Here is a 16,724-nt window from a genome sequence, read left to right as displayed (position 1 = left end):
GGACTCCTCGGGGGTAGGTGGGACGGCGCCGGGCGCGCCGCGTGGACTGCGCCCGGCGCCGGCGTCGTCAGGCGTTCGCGCCGACCAGCGCAGCCTTGATCTCGCGCTCGTCCGAGTCGCCGAAGTGGTCTTCCATCTCCATCGGCGAGTAGTCCTCGTCGATCTCGTAGACGTCGCGGCCGCGCGCGCTCTCGATCGACTCCATCCGCCGGTTCACCTTGTCCAGCGCGTAGTCGCTCATCTCGTCGATGGAGATGCCGAACGGCGTGGGCTTGCCCTCGCTCTCGTACTGGTCGAACAGGGCGACGATGAGCTGCAGGGCGGGCGGCAGGAGCTCCTGCATCCGCTCGTCGACGACGTCCCAGTTCTTGTCGTCGGCCGCGACGTGGCGACGGCAGGTGAAGGTGCCCCACGCCATGTGGCGCCGCTCGTCGTCGCCGATGAGCTTCACCAGGCGCTGCATGCCGGGGAGGATGTCGCGGCTCGCACACACCTTGGCCCAGGCGTAGTAGCCGGTGAGCGCCAGGGTGCCCTCGACGACGTGGTTGTAGGTGACCGAGGCCCGGATCTGGTTGGCCGGGGTCGGGTCCGTCATCAGGGCGTACATCGAGTTCGGCAGTTCTTGCTTGAAGATCGTGTCGTAGGCCGGGCTGTACTCGACGTGACTGTGCAGGTCTGCGCTCAGGCCGACCGCGTCGAACCACAGCCGGAAGGCCTGCATGTGCTTGGCCTCCTCGAAGATGAACTGCGTGACATACGCCTCGTCGGCCAGCCGACCCTCGGCCGCCATCGCGTGCGCGAACGGCTGCATGTCCTGCGTCACCGACTCCTCACCGGCCATGAACTGCGAGGCCAGGACCAGCGTCATCCGCTGCTCGTCCTCGGTCATCGCCTCGAAGTCGGCCCTGTCCTGCGAGAAGTCGATGTCCTCGGGGTTCCAGAACTTCTTGTTGCCCTTGCGGAACAGGCGCATCGGGAACGACTCCATGCGGAGACCGTCGTGGGACAAGCTGCCCCAGCCGTTGCGCTTGTTGTGCTCGATGATCCGGTCGATGGCCATGTCCGGTCTCCTTCAGGTCGTAGCGGTGGGGTCGGTTCGCGCTGCTGTCAGTAACGGATGAGGCCGCGGATGTTGAGCCCGGCCCGCATGTCGTCGTAGCCCTGGTTGATCTCCTCGAGGCGGTACTCACGGGTGATCAGCTCGTCGAGCTTGAGCTGTCCGTTGTTGTAGAGCTCCAGAAGCCGGGGGATGTCGTGCTGGGCGTTGGACGACCCGTAGAGCGCGCCCTTGATCGTCTTTTCGTAGAGGGTCATCTCCAGCAGCGACGCGGTGATCGTCGTCTCCTCCGGATGACCGATCGCCGTGATGACCACCCGGCCGCGTTTGCCCACCAGGGCCAGCGCCGAGCCGGTCTCGGCTCCTTCGGCCACACCGGTCGTCACGATGCAGGCGTCGGCGAGCTGACCGCGGGTCAGGCCGCTCACGATCTCCCAGGCGGAGTCGGCGGACTCGGCGACGTGCGTGGCACCGAACTCGGCGGCCCGCTGGCGCTTGTACTCCACCGGGTCGACGGCGACGATGTAGCGGGCGCCCGCGATGCGTGCGCCCTGGATGGCGTTCATGCCGATGCCGCCGGCACCGAGCACCACGACGGTGTCGCCGGCACGCACCTCGGCGGAGCGCACCGCGCTCCCGTAGCCGGTGGTGACGCCGCACCCGATCAGCGCGGCCTTGTCCAGCGACGTGCCCTGGTCGACCTTGACGACGGAGGCGACCGGCACGACCGTGTATTCGGAGAACGTGCCGAGCAGGCACATCTGCCCGATGTCCTCGCCGCGGGCGTGGAAGCGGTAGCCCCCGTCGAGCTGCGGGCCCATCATGACGGCACCGCCGAGGTCGCACAGGTTCGTCATGCCGCGGGCGCAGTAGGAGCAGCGGCCGCAGGACGGCAGGAAGGTCAGGACGACCGAGTCGTCGACCTCGAGGTCCTCGACCCCGGCACCGAGCTCGACGATGGTGCCCGCTCCCTCGTGCCCGCCCACGACGGGTAGCGGGAACGGGAGGTCGCCGGTCACGAGATGCTCGTCGGAGTGGCACAGGCCGCTCGCGGTCAGCTTGACCAGGACCTCGCCGGGCCCGGGCGGATCGAGGTCGATCTCCTCGACCTCCCACTTCTGGCCCAGGCCCCAGAGCACTGCTGCCTTCGTCTTCATTGACTACTCCTCACCATCGAGATGCTGTGCACAGCGTCACAACGATCTGCCGCTGCGTCACCGGGCCGGCCGCGCCAACGGTGGCCCGGGTGGGCCACCGCGGGACGCGCCGGCGGCGACGCACGGACCGCGCGGGCCGCTACGATCCTCGCCATGTCCTCGCCCAGCGGGCCCGTCCCGCACCGCTCCCGCGGCGCCATGCGGATCCCCGGAACCCTCTGGTTCGCCGCCGTCGCATGGATCGGACTCGCACTCGTCGAGCTCTACGCCGCAGCCGACTCACTCGCAGCCAACCGTCTCGACTCGGAGGCCGACCGGGTCGCCACCCAGCTGGGCCCCGACGCCGTGAGCGGGCCGCCCGCCGTCGCCTCGACCGCGGTGATCGCGATCCTGGCCGCGGTGTCGACCGTGGTGCTGACCGCGGCGCTGTTGTCGGGTCGTGCGTGGCCCCGGTTCGTCCTCGTCGGGCTCGGGCTGTTCGTCGCGGTGGTCTTCGCCGCGGGCGGCACCTGGCATGCCGTCGCGGCGTTCGTCCTGGTGACGCTGGGCGCGTTCGCGATGGTCCTGCCGAGCGCGCACCGCTTCCTCGCCGTGCCGGATGCTCGCTGACCGCGACACCCCACGATCCGGGCCTGACGACCTGATCGTCATCGCGGTCCGGATCGGCGTGGTCGCGTCCCTGGGCGCGCTGGCCGTGCTGACCGACCCGGCAGTCCGCGCGTCGCTGGCGGTGGTGTTCGCCCTGGTCGCCGTCGCCGCCGGCTACGCGGTGCTGCTCGCCCTCGCCCGGCTGGCCCGCGGGAGCGGACCGAGACCGATCGTGGTGTCGGGTACCGACGCCGTCCTCGCGCTGCTGGCCGTCACACTGACCGGAGGCGTGGTGAGCCTCGCGGTCGCCGTGCTCCCACTCGTGGTCATCGCCAACGGTTTGCGCACCGAGAGCCGCCGCGGCGAGCTGTTCGCGCTGCTCGTGGGCGGTGCGTACCTCGGAGCCTGCATCGTCGGCAGCCCGTCCACCACGACGGTCGATGCGCAGATCTCCGCGGGGCTGTGGTGGACCTTCTACCTGGTGGCGGTGGCCACCCTGACCGGGGTGTTCGTGCGGCGGCTCGACAGGCAGTACCGTGCGGTGGCCGAATCCCGCGCCGAGGTGATCGCCGAGCACCAGGCCGTCGTCGAGGAACGCGACCTGCGTAGCAGGCTGCTCGACTCCCAGCAGGCACGGCTCGACGGCCTGCGCGTGATCCTGCACGAGTTCCGCGCACCGGTCTCCGCGCTGACCGCGCTCGCCCGGGCCGCCACCCGGTCGGCACCCGATCCGATGCTGGATCTGATCACCGCGAATGCCGAGCATCTCCAGGACATGCTCGACGGGCTCGCCGAGGTGGCGGTGACAGAGGGCGGGGCGGTCGGCAGGGTCCGTGAACGGTCCGTCCGCCTGCAGGACCTTGCCCTGGCCGCTCTCGCCGGCGCGGGGCTGCCCGAGGAACGCCGCTCGATCGTCGTCCGCCCTCCTGACGCGACGGTGCGGTGCGACCCTCAGCGGCTGCACCGCATGATCGGCAACCTGGCCGGGAACGCCGCCCGGTACAGCGGGAGCGAACCGGTCGAGGTGTACCTCGCCCGGGAGCGCGACGACCTCGTCGTCGAGGTCCGCGACCGTGGGCCCGGCCTTTCGGTGGACCAGCTCGGCCAGGTCACCCAGAAGTACGTGAGTCTCGGGGACAAGCGGGGCACCGCGGGTCTGGGGTTGTGGATCGTCAGCGAGCTGACGACGTCGATGGGCGGGACGCTGACCCTGTCCGCACGTCCTGGGGGCGGGCTCGTCGCCCGGCTGGCCCTGCCCGTCCGGGCGTGAGACGCGGCCGACGCCGGTTCAGCTCTCCCAGTTCTGTCCCGGGTACTTCTCGGGCAGCAGACCCTCGCGGACCGCACGCACCACGGTCTCCGCGCGGGTCGCCGTGCCGAGCTTGCGCATCACCCGCGAGAGGTACTCCTTGACCGTGTAGGACGACAGGTGCAGCTCCTCCCCGATCTGCCGGTTGGTCATGCCGTCGGCGACCAGCGACACGATCGACAGCTCGTGCGCGGTGAACCGGCAGCTCGGGTCACCGCCCAGCACCGCCTGGGCCAGCCGCGAGTCGATCACGAGATGGCCCTCGGCGACCCGGCGTAGACCCGCGGACAACTCGCCGCACGAGGAGTCCTTGAGGAAGAAGCCCTTCGCGCCGGACTGGACGGCGGCCACCGCCGCGACCCGATCCTCGAAGCTGGTCAGCATCGCGACCCGGACGTCCGGGCGCAGCCGGACCACGTCCTCGACCAGGCCGATCCCGGAGCGGCCACTCAGCCGGAGATCGACGACCACCAGGTCGAGCCGGGTGTGTGCGGCCATCTTCCCGGCCAGGAACTCCAGTGCGCCCTCCCCGTCGAGGAATGCCCCCACGACGTCGATGGCGTCTCGGGCAAGCGCTCGCTGCAGCCCCTCCAACACCAACTCGTGGTCGTCGACCAGTACGGCGGTGAGCCGGCCCTCCTCGAAATGCATCCGTGCGGGGTCCGTCGCCTGCCGCTGCCCCGGTCTGATCACCGCCGTCTCCCCTCGGGCCGACCCAACGGCCGCCGAACGGCTCGGAGGGATGTTCGCACGCGCGTCGTGCACGGTTCGCTCACAAGAGGGTGGAGACGACACCGACGGAGATCAGGAGTACCCCGGCGATCTGGCACGCCAGCGCCCCACGGCGATACACGACCACCTTGCGCCGGCGGTGCTCGGTGGGCAAGGTCGCCGGCAGCAGGCTCGCGGCGTTGCGGCGTCCCCACACCCCGACGAGGAGCACGGCGGTTCCCAGCACCACCGACCCCACCAGGTTGACGATCACGACGCTCACCGTGGCGCCTGCGTGCCCTCGGCGGGCGCCGGCGACCCGAACGACGGCGCAGCGTCCGGATCGGCCGGGCGGAAGTGTTCGGCGTAGACCACGTCGGCGTCCCGCACCTGCTGGGCGATCCAGTCCTGCCAGATCGCCAGGCTGCGCTCGACCTGCAGGGCCTGCCGCAGCCCGTCGGCGACCTGGTCGAAGGATGCGGGGACGAAGGGGATCACCGCATCCACCCGCCCGACGTTCCATCCGAACTGTCCCTGCACCGGCCCGTACAGCTCTCCGGGCGCCACGGCGAACGCGGCGTCGCCCACGGGAGCCTCCAGCTCGTCGCGCGCGAGGTCGCCCAACAGCCCCCCGGTGCCACGGGTGCTCTCGTCCCGGCTGCGGTCGGCGGCAACCTGCTCGAAGGCGACGCCACCCCGGATCTCGTCGAAGGCGGCCCGGGCCTGCTCCTCGGACTCCACGACGATGTTGCGCAGCGTTCGTCGTTCGGGGGTGCCGAGAGTGTCCTGTCGATCGGCGTAGGCGGCGCGCAACTCCTCGTCGGTCACCGTGACGGTGCCGACGACGTCCTGCATCAGCAGCCCGACCGTCATCTGCCGCCGGATCTCGTCGAGCACCGACTCCTCCGACGTACCGACGTTGCCCAACGCCCGCACGAACGCGTCGCGGCCGCCGGGGCCGAACTGCTCCTCGATGTAGCGATCGCGGGTGTCGGTGACCTGTTTGTCGGCGACGACCACCCCACGCTCCAGGGCCTCACGGTCGAGTATGTCGCTGAGCACGACCGACTTGGCCACGTCGCGCCGGAAACCGTCCGCGGCCGCAGGGTCCTCGGGGGCCTGCACCCCGTAGAGCGCTTGGAGCGCGACGACGCGCTGGTCGAGTTGTTCGACCGTGACGGTGCGGCCGTCGAGCCGGTAGGCGGCATCGGCGGGCAACGCGGAAGCCTGCCACCACACCGCACCCGCAGCGGCGGCCGCCACCACCACGACCACGGCTGCGGCGGCCGCGCGACCGGCCCATGTGGTGGGCAGCCGGAGCCCGCGCCGATTCGGCCCGGTCCCCGCGGACTCCGCGGACTCGGCGTCCTCCGCCGACTCGGGACCCTCCGCCTCGCCGGCGTCGGCACTCTCCGTGCCGGCCGGCTGCTCGGCGCCGTCGGAAGCGGGATCGCCGGCGTCGGGGACGGGATCACCACCGTCCGCGGAATCACCCGGCACCGGTTCGGCACCGGCCCCGCCCTCCGGTGCGGACCCGCCCTCGCCGGCCACGTCGGGAGAACCCGATGAGCCGTTCGCCGCGGCCACCGGTGACTCCGGTGCGGCGTCCACGTCCGCTGTCTGAACTCCGGTGGCGTCGTCGATGTCGACACCTTCCGTGCCCTGCTGGCTCATCACTGCACTCCCACGAGACGGCGGTCACGGTCCATGGTGTCTAACGGCTCGGCCGGCCCCGAGATGCGAGCCAGCCATACGGCGAACACCGCCGCACCCATCGCGACACCCACCGACACCGCGAGGAGCAACCCGAACTGGGCCACCACCGACAACCTGGAGAACATCAGGACGGCGTAACCGGTGGCCGACGCGGCGGCCGCGAGCAGCACCGCACGGTGCAGCGATCGGTCGTTGCGGCGCGCCGCCTCCGCGGCCAGCACCGTGAACTCGCAGCCGACGGCCGCGGTAAGCGACCCGATCGCGATCGTGACCGGGGTCAGCCCGATCCCGGCGACCCAGATCGCCGCCAGGCCCCATCCGGTGGCCAGCGCGGCTGCGACCACGGCGAGAACGGCGTCGGAGCGCTTTCGTAGACCGACCGCGAGGACCAGTCCGGCGACGACGATGCCCAGCACGTTCGCCAGGTACCGGTCCGCGGAGATCGTCTCGTAGGACCCCACGGCCACCATCGGCAGGCCGGTCAGCTCGACCTGCATGCCCGCGGGAGGCGGCGGGAGCACCGAGCGCACGGACTCCCGCAGGTCCAGCAACTGCTCCGCATCGTCGAGCCGGGTTCCGAAGGTGATGACCGCGAGCGAGCGATCGGAGTTGATCACGCTACCGGTCAGGTAACGGGGCAGCAGCCGCAGCGCGGAGGCGAGCTGGCCGTCGGTCGGCGTCTCGCCGAGGAAGCCCAGCAGGCCGGGTGGCGAGATGATCGGCCGCAGCCGGTCCCCCTCGGCGGTGATCACCGCCTGCTCCGCGGCACGCATCCACTCCAGCGCCTCCGGCGTCGCCGCGCCGCCGCCGGAGAGCAGGATCGTGAACTCCCCGCTCGACCCCAGCACGTCCTCGACGTACTCGGCGTCGTCGACCACGGACAGACCTCCGGCGAACCCCTGCAGGTCCGCGCGCAAGGGCAGATCGACCAGCGCGAACCAGCCCGCCCCGGCGAGCACCACGGCCGCGGCTGCTGCGGCGATCCGCGTCCGCGTCGAGCCCCGCGGCGCCGGCGTGCGCGCCGGCTCCGGCTCCGGTCCCGCCGCGACGGGGGCGCCCCGCCGCCAGGTCACCGCCACCCCGGTCAGCACGGCGACGGCGATGCCCACAGCCAGGGTGACCCCGAGGTCACGCACGGTCGGGATCGGGCTGACCGTCAGGGCGCCGAAGCTCGCGGCGGTCGCTGCGCCGACGACCAGCACCAGCCTCCGCGACGCACCGGTGGCGAGGTAGGTGGTGAAGTCGCTGCCGACACCGATCAGTACCGGGAGGAAGGCGATGACCCCCAACGACAGCGGGCGGTCGACCCAGCCGAAGACCCCCAGGGTGATCACCGTGCCCACCGCGGTGGCCGCCAGCGGCAGCACCCGGTGCCGCCGGTCCGCCCAGCGCACGGCGAGGAACCAGGCCCCGACCGCCAGCAGGGCGATGCCCCCGAGCAACGGGACCTCCGTGCGGACCCGGTCGCCCAGTGCGGCCGCGACGGCCGGCACCCCGGACACCGTGACCCGCTCGGCGTCCAGTCCCGCCACCGCGACCGCGCCCCGGACGTCGGCGACCAGTCGTTCCACGCCGGCCTGATCCAGATCCTGACGGGGCCTGACGAGCACCGCGACCGCCGAGGCCTCCGGCACCACGAATCTCCACTGCGGGCGCGGCTCGCCGCCGCCTCCGAAGATCACCGAGCTGACGAACTCGTCGTTGCGCAGCGTGGGCAGCCCGCCCGGCAACCCCTGCACGATGAACGCCCCGTAGCGCTGGTCGAACTCGGCCACGGCGGCCGCCGCGGCATCCTGGGCCGCAGCCTCGGACCCGCCCTCGGCGATGACCCGCTCGGCCGCGGCGGCACGCACCCCGTCGCGGTAACCCGACAGTTCGGCGAGGAGCTCCTGCGCCCGCCCGGCCACCTGGTTCAGCACCGTGGCCGGGCCGTAGACCGCGGCCACGTCCGGGGTGCGGGCGAGCTGCCCCTCCAGCTTCAGCAGGGCGGGCAATGTGTCGGCGGACAGCAGCTGCCGAGGCTGCACAGACTCCAGCAGCACCACGACGGGGTCACCACCGAACGACGACCCGACCTCGGCGAGCGCGATGGCGGCGGGGTCGTCGGGCACGACGACGGAGTTCACGCCGGTGTCGACCCGGAGTTTCAGCAGGCCCATCAGCACCGCACCGACCAGGCCGGCCACCAGGAGCCCGGCCACCCATCGGCGCCATCCGAGCCGTGCCACCCACCGGGCGGGCGAACGCGGCGACCCGAGACGGCGGGGCGGGCCGTCCCCGAATTCCTGCTCGCGTGGGCCCGTCACCCTGCCGGCCTCGTCACCGTCATCGCACCATCATCCTCATCACGTGATGGCGGTGACCCGGGGGCCGGGTCACCGCCAGTGGGCTCCTTCCCCTCAGTTCTCGGGGACTGGATCCCGCTCGACCCGCGGGTACTCGCCGTCGAAGGACCGGCGTGGGTCGGAGTTGTCGCCCGCCTCGGGGTACGGGTTGTACTTCTCCAGCGGGCCGAACTGGGTGTTTAGCGGCTGGTTCACCGATTTCTCGTTGACGACGACGAAGGCGCGCAGCGCCGTCCCGTTCCCGTCAGCCGAGACTCCGAGGGTCTGGGACAGGCCTGCGAACCACAGCGCGGTGTCCTTGCCGTAGGGGCGCAGGTAGGCCAGCGCCGGGTTCAGGTCCGACAGGTTGACCTGCAACGTCGGGACGAGGTCCCGGGTCACGTCGGTGAAGCCGCCCACCCGCGTCAGGGTGTCCGGCGCGCGTTCGAGAGTGGTGTCGAGCGACGGCAGGAGGCCCCTGAGGTCCGCCGACGTCTCGGGCAGTTCGCGCAGCGCGGCGGACAGGTCGGGCGCGGCGGCCTCCAGGTTCGCCGCCACCGGGGCGAGCGAGCCGGCGAGCGTCTTCAGGCTTCCGCTGGCGTCCCGCGCGGTGTCCAGCACGCCCGGCAGCTCACGCAGCACGGCCTCCAGATCGGTCCGGTTGTCGGTGACCACCTGGGTGATCCGGTCCGCGTCGCGGACCAGGTCGGTGATCCGGCCCTGGCCGGTGTCGAGCGCCCGCAACAGGGCGGTCGTGTTGCCGGTGACCTCCACGAGGTCCTCCGACTGGGCGGCCAGCGCGTCGAGGGCGCTGCCGCCCTCGCGACCCAGCGCACCGAGCCCGGCCACGGCGTCGGCGATGTCCTCGCGGGACCCGTCGGTGACCAGCGCCGCGGACCGGATGGTGCTGCCCAGAGCGTCCCGGGTGGGCTGGTCGAGGCTGGTCAGCACGTCGTCGAGCTGGACGCTCGACCGGGCGGCGCTGCGCGGCAGGATCGCTTCGGTGGCGATCTCCGCGCCGGAGCCGTCGTCGATGTCGGCGTAGGTCTCCTCCACCAGTGTCTTGTTGCGGATCGTCACCGTGACGCCCTCGTGCAGCGGCCCGGCGTCCTTGTCTAGATCCAGGGTGACGACCGCGGAGCCTCCCTCCACCTGCACGTCCTGCACCCGGCCGACCACGACACCGGCCTGCCGCACATCGGACTGCGGCACCAGGTTGTCCACGTCGTCCATCGCCAGCGTCACGCGGTAGCCGGCCTGCGAGATGAGCGGGATGGTGCCACCGGAGTTGAGCCAGAGGAATCCGAAGATGGCTGCCGACAGGCCGACGAACGCCAGGACCACGAGGGTCCGCAGGATCGGCACCAGGAACAGTGGTATGCGCATGTCCGGCACCTATCGAGGGGTCGGGGTCGCGAGACCCTGGAGCGGAAGCGGGAGCGAGGTCGGTGTCACCTGCAGCAGGCCGCGCAGGATCCCCCGGTTGGCGTCGCGCAGGCTGGTCACGGAGTTCGTGTTGTAGACGAATGCCTGCAGGTCGGTCAGGTACGGGACGAGGCCCGCGGTGACCGGTTCGAGCCGCTCGGAGATCGGCACCAGGTCGTCGAGGCTGGCGTTCAGGTCGCCGACCACGGGCCGCAGGTCACCGACCACCGGGCGCGCCGCGGCGATCACCGGGGTGAGCGTGTCCAGGGTCGTGTCCAGCCGCTGGACGGAGTCGTTCGTGCGGGAGAGCGCCCCCGGCAGCACGTCAGTGGCCTCCCGGAGGTTGACCAGCGCGGGGTCGAGCTCACCGGCCAGCTCCGTGACGCCCTGCGTGGCCGCACGCAGCTGGGCGTCGAGGTCCGGCAGCTGGGCGAGCGCGTCGTCCAACGGCTGGCTCTGCCCGGCCACGGTGGTCAAGGTCGTCTGCAGGCTGGCAGCCAGCCGCGAGATCCGCTCGTCGTCGCGGCCCAGCGCGGAGGAGATCCGGCTCAGCGCAGTCACCAGTCGGGCGATCTTGTCCCGCCGCACGTCCAGCTCGGCCACGACCGGCTGCAGGTCGGTGAGCACCGCGTCCGCGCCCCGCAGCCCATCGGGCAGCGTCGCGGGCGCGTTGGCCAGCGCCGTGTCGGACTCCGACAGCAGGCTGGTCAGGGCGTAGCGGGCGTTCTCGTCCAGGTAACCCGTCACCTCGTCGATCTGGATGGGCTCCGAGGACTGCCCCACGGGCAGTACCGCACCGTCCTCCAGCGGGATGCCGGGCGGGCCTCCCGGGCTGACCTCGACGTACATCTCGTTGAGCGGGCTCTTGGGCCGCAACACGACCCGGGCGTTGTCGTAGACCGGGTACTCGGCCGCCACCGCGAGGGTGAGCACCGCGTCGCCCTCGTCGGAGACCCGCGCCTCGCGGATGTCGCCGACCGCCACGCCGGCGATCCGCACCTCCTGCCCGTTGCCGGGGCTGATCGCCGGTGTGGCGTCGAAGGTGGCCTCGAAGATCAGCACGTTCTCCCACGGCGGGTTGAACCGTTGCTGACTCAGGATGTAGCCACCCACCCCGAGGCCGAGCACGATCAGCGCGGCCATGACCACGATGTTGCGGAACAGGCCCGGCTCGCTGCGGGCGTGGGCCCACATGCGGGGCAGCCAACCCTGTTTGTGGGTCGTGGCGCTCATCGCTGGATCTCCTGGAACTGGGCGAGGTTGGCGAACAGCTGCTCGACGCTGACCCCGGGCAGCCCCGCGACGCTGCCGCCGTTGACGCCCGGGTTGAACCCGATGACCGCACCGTTCTCGTCGGTGAGAGCCGAGACGCTGTCGAGGTTGGTGACCATGTAGGCCAGCTCGGTGTAGAACGGGTTGTCACCGCCACCGCCCTCGTAGGGACCGGTCCCGTCGAACCCGGAGTTGATGGTGTCGAGCACCGGTCCGTTCACCCGGTCGAGGACCGGGCCCTCCAGGTTGTCCAGCACGGTGGTGAGGCCCTGGGTGGCCGGGACGAGGTCGTCGACCAGCGGGCGAGCGTCGACGAGCAGACCGCGCAGGTCGGCGACCACCGGTCGGGCCTCCTCCAGGACGGGCTCGGCCGTGTCGAGCAGTTCGTCGAGCTCCTCGACGACCGGCAGCGCCGGTCCCGCGGTGTCCCGCAGCTCGGCGAGGGTCCCGTCGAGGTTGTGCAGGCCGGTGTTGGCGATGCGCAGTGTCTCGGGTGCGTTGCGCAGCGACGCGGCGATGTCACCGCCGCGCCGGTCGAGCACGCCGGAGAGCGAGTCGAGTCCGGTGACGACGTCGTCGAGCTGGCCGTTGTTCTCCGACAGCGCGCGCGACGCGGACTCCAGTCCCTGGACCAGCTCGGTCAGATCGACCTCCGGCCGGGTGCCACGCGCGGCCTGCAGCACACCGCCGGCCGGCCCGAGGGTGCCCGGGGCGGTCCGCGCCAGATCCTGCAGGGCCTCGGACCCACCTCGGGACAGGGTGTCGTCGAGGTGGCCGGTGCTGCGCTGCAGCCCGAGGAGAGCGTCCGGCTGCAGCGCCGCCGCCACCCGGTCCAGCTCGACCGGCACCGAGGCGCGGTCGACCGGGATGTCGTCCTGCACCTCGCCCCGGTCGCCGCCGGGTTCGAGTTCCAGGTAGTAGCTGCCGCCGAGCAGGGTCGTGGCGCGGATCGCCGCGCTCGGCGCGGAGCCGAGCTTGTCCTTCTCACCCGGGTCGAGCTTCATCTCGACCAGGGCGGAGCCGTCGTCCGCGCGCTCGACTCCGGTGACGACGCCAACCGGGACACCGGCGATCTTGACCGGCGTCTGGTAGGCGCGCATCCGGTAGTCCTGACTGAAATTCGCCCGGATCGTGTCCCCGGGGCTGAGCCAGGTGAGGATCTGCGCCTTGCTGAACAGCGCCACCCCCAGCAGCAGCAGGACGATCGTGACCAGGATGCCGATGCCGACCGGTGACAGCGGCTTGCGTTGACGGAACGTAGGGGTGGCCATCAGTTGCGCCCCCCCAGCAGCGGCAGCGGCTGGCGGTCGGTCTCGAGCTCGCCGGGCTCCGGGTCACCGTTTCGGGCGACCGTCGGATCCTCGACCGGCAGCACCCCGGACGCCGACTCCGCCGAGACGATCGGGAAGAAGCGCAGCCAGTGTCCCGCCGCGTCACCGTTGCTGAGCGCGCTCGTCGCGTTGGTGAAGAACTGCGAGATCTCCGGGGAGAACGGCGCGGCGTCGGCCAGCAGCGGCGCGGCCTCCCGCAGCGTCTGCACGAGCCTGGGGGTCAGCGGCCGCGCGTCGGCCATCAGCTCGGTCAGGTCCACCACCGCGGGCTCGGCGACGTCGGCGACGCCCGGCACCCGGTCGAGCGGCCCCACGCCCTCGCGCAGCACGCCCCGGACGTCCGGGGTGGCCCGCCCGAGGGCCTCCGCGCCCGGGCGCAGCTCGGTGACCGCCACCCGTGTGTCGGCGAGCGGGCCGTTGAGCGTGTCCAGGGCGGACCGCACGTCCCGCAGGGTGCCCGGGGCCCGCTCGAGGGTCTGCTCGAACGGCCCGGTGTCGTCCACCGCCACCGCGTCGAGAGTGTTGCTGAGGCTCGTCATGAGGGAGGCGATCTCCTGTTCCCGGCCCTCGAAGCGGCCGGCGAGGGTGTCGGCCGACTGCAGCAGGCCGACCAGGTCGGCGCCGTCACCGGCGCTCAGGGACCGGGACACCGTGCCCAGGTCGGGAAGCAGTTCCGGGGAGGTCCGGAACGCGTCCGCCAGGTCCTCGGACCGGCCGGCGAGCCCGCCGCCGAGCTCACGCAGCGTCGATCCCAGCGCGGTGCGGGTCGGCTGGTCGAACACGTTGAACAGGTCGCTGACCTCCTGCGCGCCGCGGGTGATCCGCTTCTGGATGACCTCGTCCTCGCCGAGCAGGCCGGCGTCCTCGCTGCCGGGGTCGAGGTCGACGAACTTCTGGCCCAACGCCGAGCGGGCGCCGACCGACGCCGTCGCCGCGCTGGAGTTGCGGTAGATCGGGCGGTCCCCGTCGAGCTTGAGCACGGCGACCGCGCCCTGTGCCTCGGAGTACTCGATGGCGTCGACGGTGCCGACGCGGGCACTGGCGATCCGGACGTCGTCACCACGGCGCAGTGCGCCGACGTCGTCGAAGGAGGCTCGGACCATCGTCACGGTCGCGCCGGGGATGCCGTACTGCGCCTGGAAGGCGAACACGACGGAGGCGACGAACAGGACCACGACCGTGATGCCGATGAACAGGGCCGAGGAGCGGGAGTTGAAGGCCTTCTGGAGGAGCCTCACGAGCCGCCTCCCAGCAGCGAACCGAGCATGCCGCTCTCCTGTTCGGGGGTCAGTCCGGTGGCACCGTCGTCGTCGGGGCCGGGCGCCTGCAGCAACGAGCCGCCGACCGGGGGGCTGGTGGGTGTGCCGGGGACGTCGCTGCCGGGCTGCTCGCCACCGATCAGCGGCGGAGTGCCGAACAGCGGGGGAACGGGCACGGCCTGGGGCAGGAAGTTCGTCGCCGAGTCCTGGTTGACGATGATGTGGGCCCGGAAGTAGTGCGACAGCCCGTCGTAGCCGTTGGTGGTCAGCGCCCAGTACCGGACGAAGTTCAGCACGTTGTCGAGGTTGGCGGTGAGGTCTTCGACGAGCGGGCGGGCGTCGGCCGACGCCGTGCGCAGGTCGGGTGAGGCCGTGCGCAGGTCGGCCGCCACCGGCTGCGCCTCCTCCAGGAGTTTGCGCGCCTCCTGGAGCACCGGCTCGGCCTGGGCCAGGGCGGGGTCGAGCGAGTCGGCGAAGGTCCGCAGCTCGCCGGAGATCTCCGAGAGGTCCTCCGTGACCGGCCGCAGCGTGCGCAGCGTCGGGGTCGTCTCCTGGGCGGTGCCGGCGAGCTCGCCCAGCGTGGTCCGCGCGGAGCGCAGCGCACCGGGCAGCTCGGCCAGGGTCTGGTCGAGTGCCTCCTGCTGGCGGCTGCTCGCCGCCAGCAGCCGATCGGCGGACGCCACCAGCCGGTCGAGCGACGCGCCGCCGTCGGTGGCCAGCGCACCGGCCACCGGCTCGACCCGGTCGACCAGCGACCCGAGCAGGACGTTCTGGTCCTCCAGGACGGCCGTCAGGCCCTCCGTGTCGCGCAGCGCCGGGGCCAATGCCTTCAGCGCGGCGTCGACGTTGCCGCCGTTGTCGCGCAGCCCGTCGCCGAGCGTGGTGACCAGGAACGCCAGCGACTCGCCGGTCGGCTCGTCGACGGTGTTGAGGATCTCGTCGAGGTCCACGTTGGTACCGGTCCGGTCCCGCGGGATCGTACCGCCGGTGGCCATCGTGGCCGTGCCGGGCGTGCCGCGTTCGATGTCCACGTAGCGCTCACCGAGGAGGCTGATGGGCCGGATGGTGGCCGTCGCATCCTGGTAGAGGGGCAGTGCCGAGGGATCGAGGTCGAGGAGGACGTCGGCGTGGTCGCCGTCGACGACGATGTCGCCAACCTCACCGACGACGACACCGTCGACCTTGACCTCGTTGCGCGTCAGCAGCGGGCCGGCCGAGTCGAACTCGGCCACCACGACCATGCCCTGCGCCGATGGGTTCTCCGCGGCCAGGCCGCTCATCGCGCCGGTGGCCCCGATCGCGGCGACGAGTCCCACCGCGAGCGCGCGGGGCGTCGAGAGCTTCATCGCATTCCCTCTCCGAAGGCGTCCGTCCAGGGCTGGTCGACCAGCTCACCGGGCAGCGGCGCCAGGTTCTTCGTCGTGCCCGGGGGCAGGACGCCCGGGTTCACGTTGACGTTCTCCGCGCCCGCAGTGACGTAGATGCGGGCGTAGTGACCGTTGCGGTCGAAGTTGGCGTTCGCCGAGTTCCAGTTGGTCAGGAAGCCCGCCAGCTCGGGTGTGTACGGCCGCAGGAAGGCCAGCGCCGGGGTGATCCCGGCGACGGTCTCCTCGATTGCCGGAACCGTCGCGGTACCGCTGTCGAGCAGCCCGGGGGTGAACTGCAGCAGCTCCGACGCGGAGTCGAGGGTGGGCCGCAGGTCGGCGATGGCCGGGCGGAGATCGCTGAGCAGCGGGCGCAGGTCGGCGGCGACGCCCGGCAGCCGCGCGGTCGCCGGTTCGAGCGCCTCGAGCAGTGGGGTCACCTCCTCGACCGTGCCGGGCACGCTGTCGAGCGTGGTACGGGCCTGCCGGAGTGTGGGGGGCAGCTCCCGGAGGGTGCCGCCGAGTGCCTCACGCTGCGCGACGATCTGGTCGACGGCCCCGCCGAGCTGGTCGACCACGCGCGACACGTCACCGTCGCGGCGGGCCAGGATCGTCATCGTCTCGTTGAGCCGGGTGACCAGCTGGCGCACGGCCTCCCCGTCGGTGCCGAGGCCGCGCAGCACGTCACCCAGTGCGCCGATCGCCGGGCCCGCGGTCTTCAGCGTGGCGTTGAGGTCGCCCTCGCTGCCCGCCAGCGTCTCGTCCAGGTTGCGGGTCAACGAGTTGAGCTTCTCCCGGGTCGGCGGGTCGAGCGCGGCGAGCACGGTGTCGAGCTCGACCGGGGAGGGCTGGTCCCCAGTCAGCATCCCGCCCGAGGGGATCTCCGCGTTGTCGGCGGGCCCGTCGGTCAGGTTGACGAGCCGCTCGCCGAGCAGGGCCTTCCAGACCACGCTCGCGGTGGCGCCGTCGTGCAGCGGCGCGAACTCTCGGTCGAGGACGAGCGTCAACTGGGCCCGGCCGTCGACCACTTCCAGATCCTCGATCTGGCCGGCGTCGAAACCGTTGACCTTGATCAGGGTGCCCTCGATGAGGTTGGCCGCGTTGTCGAGCACGACGGTGACCCGGTACGGGCCGCTGAAGGACATGACGCCGGCTGCGGTGGTGGCCAGGACCAGTACTGCAACCACCACCGCGGTCAGTATGCGTTGCAC

Annotated in this window: 14 protein-coding genes; 2 read left to right on the top strand and 12 right to left on the bottom strand. The window is 71.9% G+C overall.

The window, feature by feature from the left end; translation table 11 throughout:
- Positions 1-67 precede the first annotated feature (67 nt).
- Entirely contained in the window at positions 68-1,060 is a 993-nt protein-coding gene (locus I4I81_RS29385) for a R2-like ligand-binding oxidase (protein ID WP_218601641.1), read from the bottom strand.
- A 47-nt stretch (positions 1,061-1,107) separates the two neighbouring features.
- Positions 1,108-2,214, bottom strand: a complete 1,107-nt coding sequence (locus tag I4I81_RS29380) for an NDMA-dependent alcohol dehydrogenase (protein ID WP_218601640.1) — start codon at positions 2,212-2,214, stop codon at positions 1,108-1,110.
- Positions 2,215-2,367: 153 nt separating this feature from the next.
- Here I4I81_RS29380 and I4I81_RS29375 point away from each other — a divergent pair, with 153 nt between their 5' ends.
- Both I4I81_RS29375 and I4I81_RS29370 read left to right on the top strand, forming a co-directional pair.
- On the top strand, positions 2,368-2,823 hold the full coding sequence (locus tag I4I81_RS29375; protein ID WP_218601639.1) for a hypothetical protein: 456 nt from the start codon (positions 2,368-2,370) through the stop codon (positions 2,821-2,823).
- Positions 2,813-4,072, top strand: a complete 1,260-nt coding sequence (locus I4I81_RS29370) for a sensor histidine kinase (protein WP_218601638.1) — start codon at positions 2,813-2,815, stop codon at positions 4,070-4,072. Before I4I81_RS29375 ends, I4I81_RS29370 begins: the two co-directional genes overlap by 11 nt.
- Positions 4,073-4,090: 18 nt before the next feature.
- Here the strand turns inward: I4I81_RS29370 and I4I81_RS29365 are convergent, their stop codons facing one another.
- From I4I81_RS29365 to I4I81_RS29320, 10 genes are all read right to left on the bottom strand, one after another.
- Positions 4,091-4,762, bottom strand: coding sequence for a response regulator transcription factor (locus tag I4I81_RS29365; protein ID WP_218601637.1), 672 nt, complete (start codon positions 4,760-4,762; stop codon positions 4,091-4,093).
- Between the two features lie 121 nt (positions 4,763-4,883).
- Positions 4,884-5,105: a hypothetical protein gene (locus tag I4I81_RS29360; RefSeq protein ID WP_218601636.1), complete on the bottom strand. Its 222-nt coding sequence runs from the start codon at positions 5,103-5,105 to the stop codon at positions 4,884-4,886.
- Entirely contained in the window at positions 5,102-6,496 is a 1,395-nt protein-coding gene (locus tag I4I81_RS29355; RefSeq protein ID WP_218601635.1) for a peptidyl-prolyl cis-trans isomerase, read from the bottom strand. The genes I4I81_RS29360 and I4I81_RS29355 overlap by 4 nt, the downstream gene beginning before the upstream one ends.
- Positions 6,496-8,739 (bottom strand): MMPL family transporter, encoded by a 2,244-nt coding sequence (locus I4I81_RS29350; protein WP_226363627.1) that lies wholly within the window; start codon positions 8,737-8,739, stop codon positions 6,496-6,498. Before I4I81_RS29350 ends, I4I81_RS29355 begins: the two co-directional genes overlap by 1 nt.
- Positions 8,740-8,937: 198 nt before the next feature.
- Positions 8,938-10,248: an MlaD family protein gene (locus I4I81_RS29345; protein WP_218601634.1), complete on the bottom strand. Its 1,311-nt coding sequence runs from the start codon at positions 10,246-10,248 to the stop codon at positions 8,938-8,940.
- Positions 10,249-10,257: 9 nt separating this feature from the next.
- On the bottom strand, positions 10,258-11,520 hold the full coding sequence (locus I4I81_RS29340; protein WP_218601633.1) for an MlaD family protein: 1,263 nt from the start codon (positions 11,518-11,520) through the stop codon (positions 10,258-10,260).
- On the bottom strand, positions 11,517-12,830 hold the full coding sequence (locus I4I81_RS29335) for an MlaD family protein (protein WP_218601632.1): 1,314 nt from the start codon (positions 12,828-12,830) through the stop codon (positions 11,517-11,519). The genes I4I81_RS29340 and I4I81_RS29335 overlap by 4 nt, the downstream gene beginning before the upstream one ends.
- On the bottom strand, positions 12,830-14,128 hold the full coding sequence (locus I4I81_RS29330) for an MlaD family protein (protein WP_218601631.1): 1,299 nt from the start codon (positions 14,126-14,128) through the stop codon (positions 12,830-12,832). Before I4I81_RS29330 ends, I4I81_RS29335 begins: the two co-directional genes overlap by 1 nt.
- Entirely contained in the window at positions 14,125-15,495 is a 1,371-nt protein-coding gene (locus tag I4I81_RS29325) for an MlaD family protein (RefSeq protein ID WP_218601630.1), read from the bottom strand. Before I4I81_RS29325 ends, I4I81_RS29330 begins: the two co-directional genes overlap by 4 nt.
- Positions 15,492-16,724 (bottom strand): MlaD family protein, encoded by a 1,233-nt coding sequence (locus I4I81_RS29320; RefSeq protein ID WP_226363626.1) that lies wholly within the window; start codon positions 16,722-16,724, stop codon positions 15,492-15,494. Before I4I81_RS29320 ends, I4I81_RS29325 begins: the two co-directional genes overlap by 4 nt.

The sequence above is a fragment of the Pseudonocardia abyssalis genome (assembly GCF_019263705.2).
GTDB classification, from domain to species: domain Bacteria; phylum Actinomycetota; class Actinomycetes; order Mycobacteriales; family Pseudonocardiaceae; genus Pseudonocardia; species Pseudonocardia abyssalis.
This window is presented reverse-complemented; position numbering and strand designations above follow the sequence as displayed.

What these genes read in the sequence shown, in the direction of transcription:
- I4I81_RS29385 (WP_218601641.1), bottom strand. Translation starts at nt 1,060, where the DNA reads ATGGCCATCGACCGGATCATCGAGCACAACAAGCGCAACGGCTGGGGC.
- I4I81_RS29380 (WP_218601640.1), bottom strand. Translation starts at nt 2,214, where the DNA reads ATGAAGACGAAGGCAGCAGTGCTCTGGGGCCTGGGCCAGAAGTGGGAG.
- I4I81_RS29375 (WP_218601639.1), top strand. Translation starts at nt 2,368, where the DNA reads ATGTCCTCGCCCAGCGGGCCCGTCCCGCACCGCTCCCGCGGCGCCATG.
- I4I81_RS29370 (WP_218601638.1), top strand. Translation starts at nt 2,813, where the DNA reads ATGCTCGCTGACCGCGACACCCCACGATCCGGGCCTGACGACCTGATC.
- I4I81_RS29365 (WP_218601637.1), bottom strand. Translation starts at nt 4,762, where the DNA reads ATGCATTTCGAGGAGGGCCGGCTCACCGCCGTACTGGTCGACGACCAC.
- I4I81_RS29355 (WP_218601635.1), bottom strand. Translation starts at nt 6,496, where the DNA reads ATGAGCCAGCAGGGCACGGAAGGTGTCGACATCGACGACGCCACCGGA.
- I4I81_RS29345 (WP_218601634.1), bottom strand. Translation starts at nt 10,248, where the DNA reads ATGCGCATACCACTGTTCCTGGTGCCGATCCTGCGGACCCTCGTGGTC.
- I4I81_RS29340 (WP_218601633.1), bottom strand. Translation starts at nt 11,520, where the DNA reads ATGAGCGCCACGACCCACAAACAGGGTTGGCTGCCCCGCATGTGGGCC.
- I4I81_RS29335 (WP_218601632.1), bottom strand. Translation starts at nt 12,830, where the DNA reads ATGGCCACCCCTACGTTCCGTCAACGCAAGCCGCTGTCACCGGTCGGC.
- I4I81_RS29325 (WP_218601630.1), bottom strand. Translation starts at nt 15,495, where the DNA reads ATGAAGCTCTCGACGCCCCGCGCGCTCGCGGTGGGACTCGTCGCCGCG.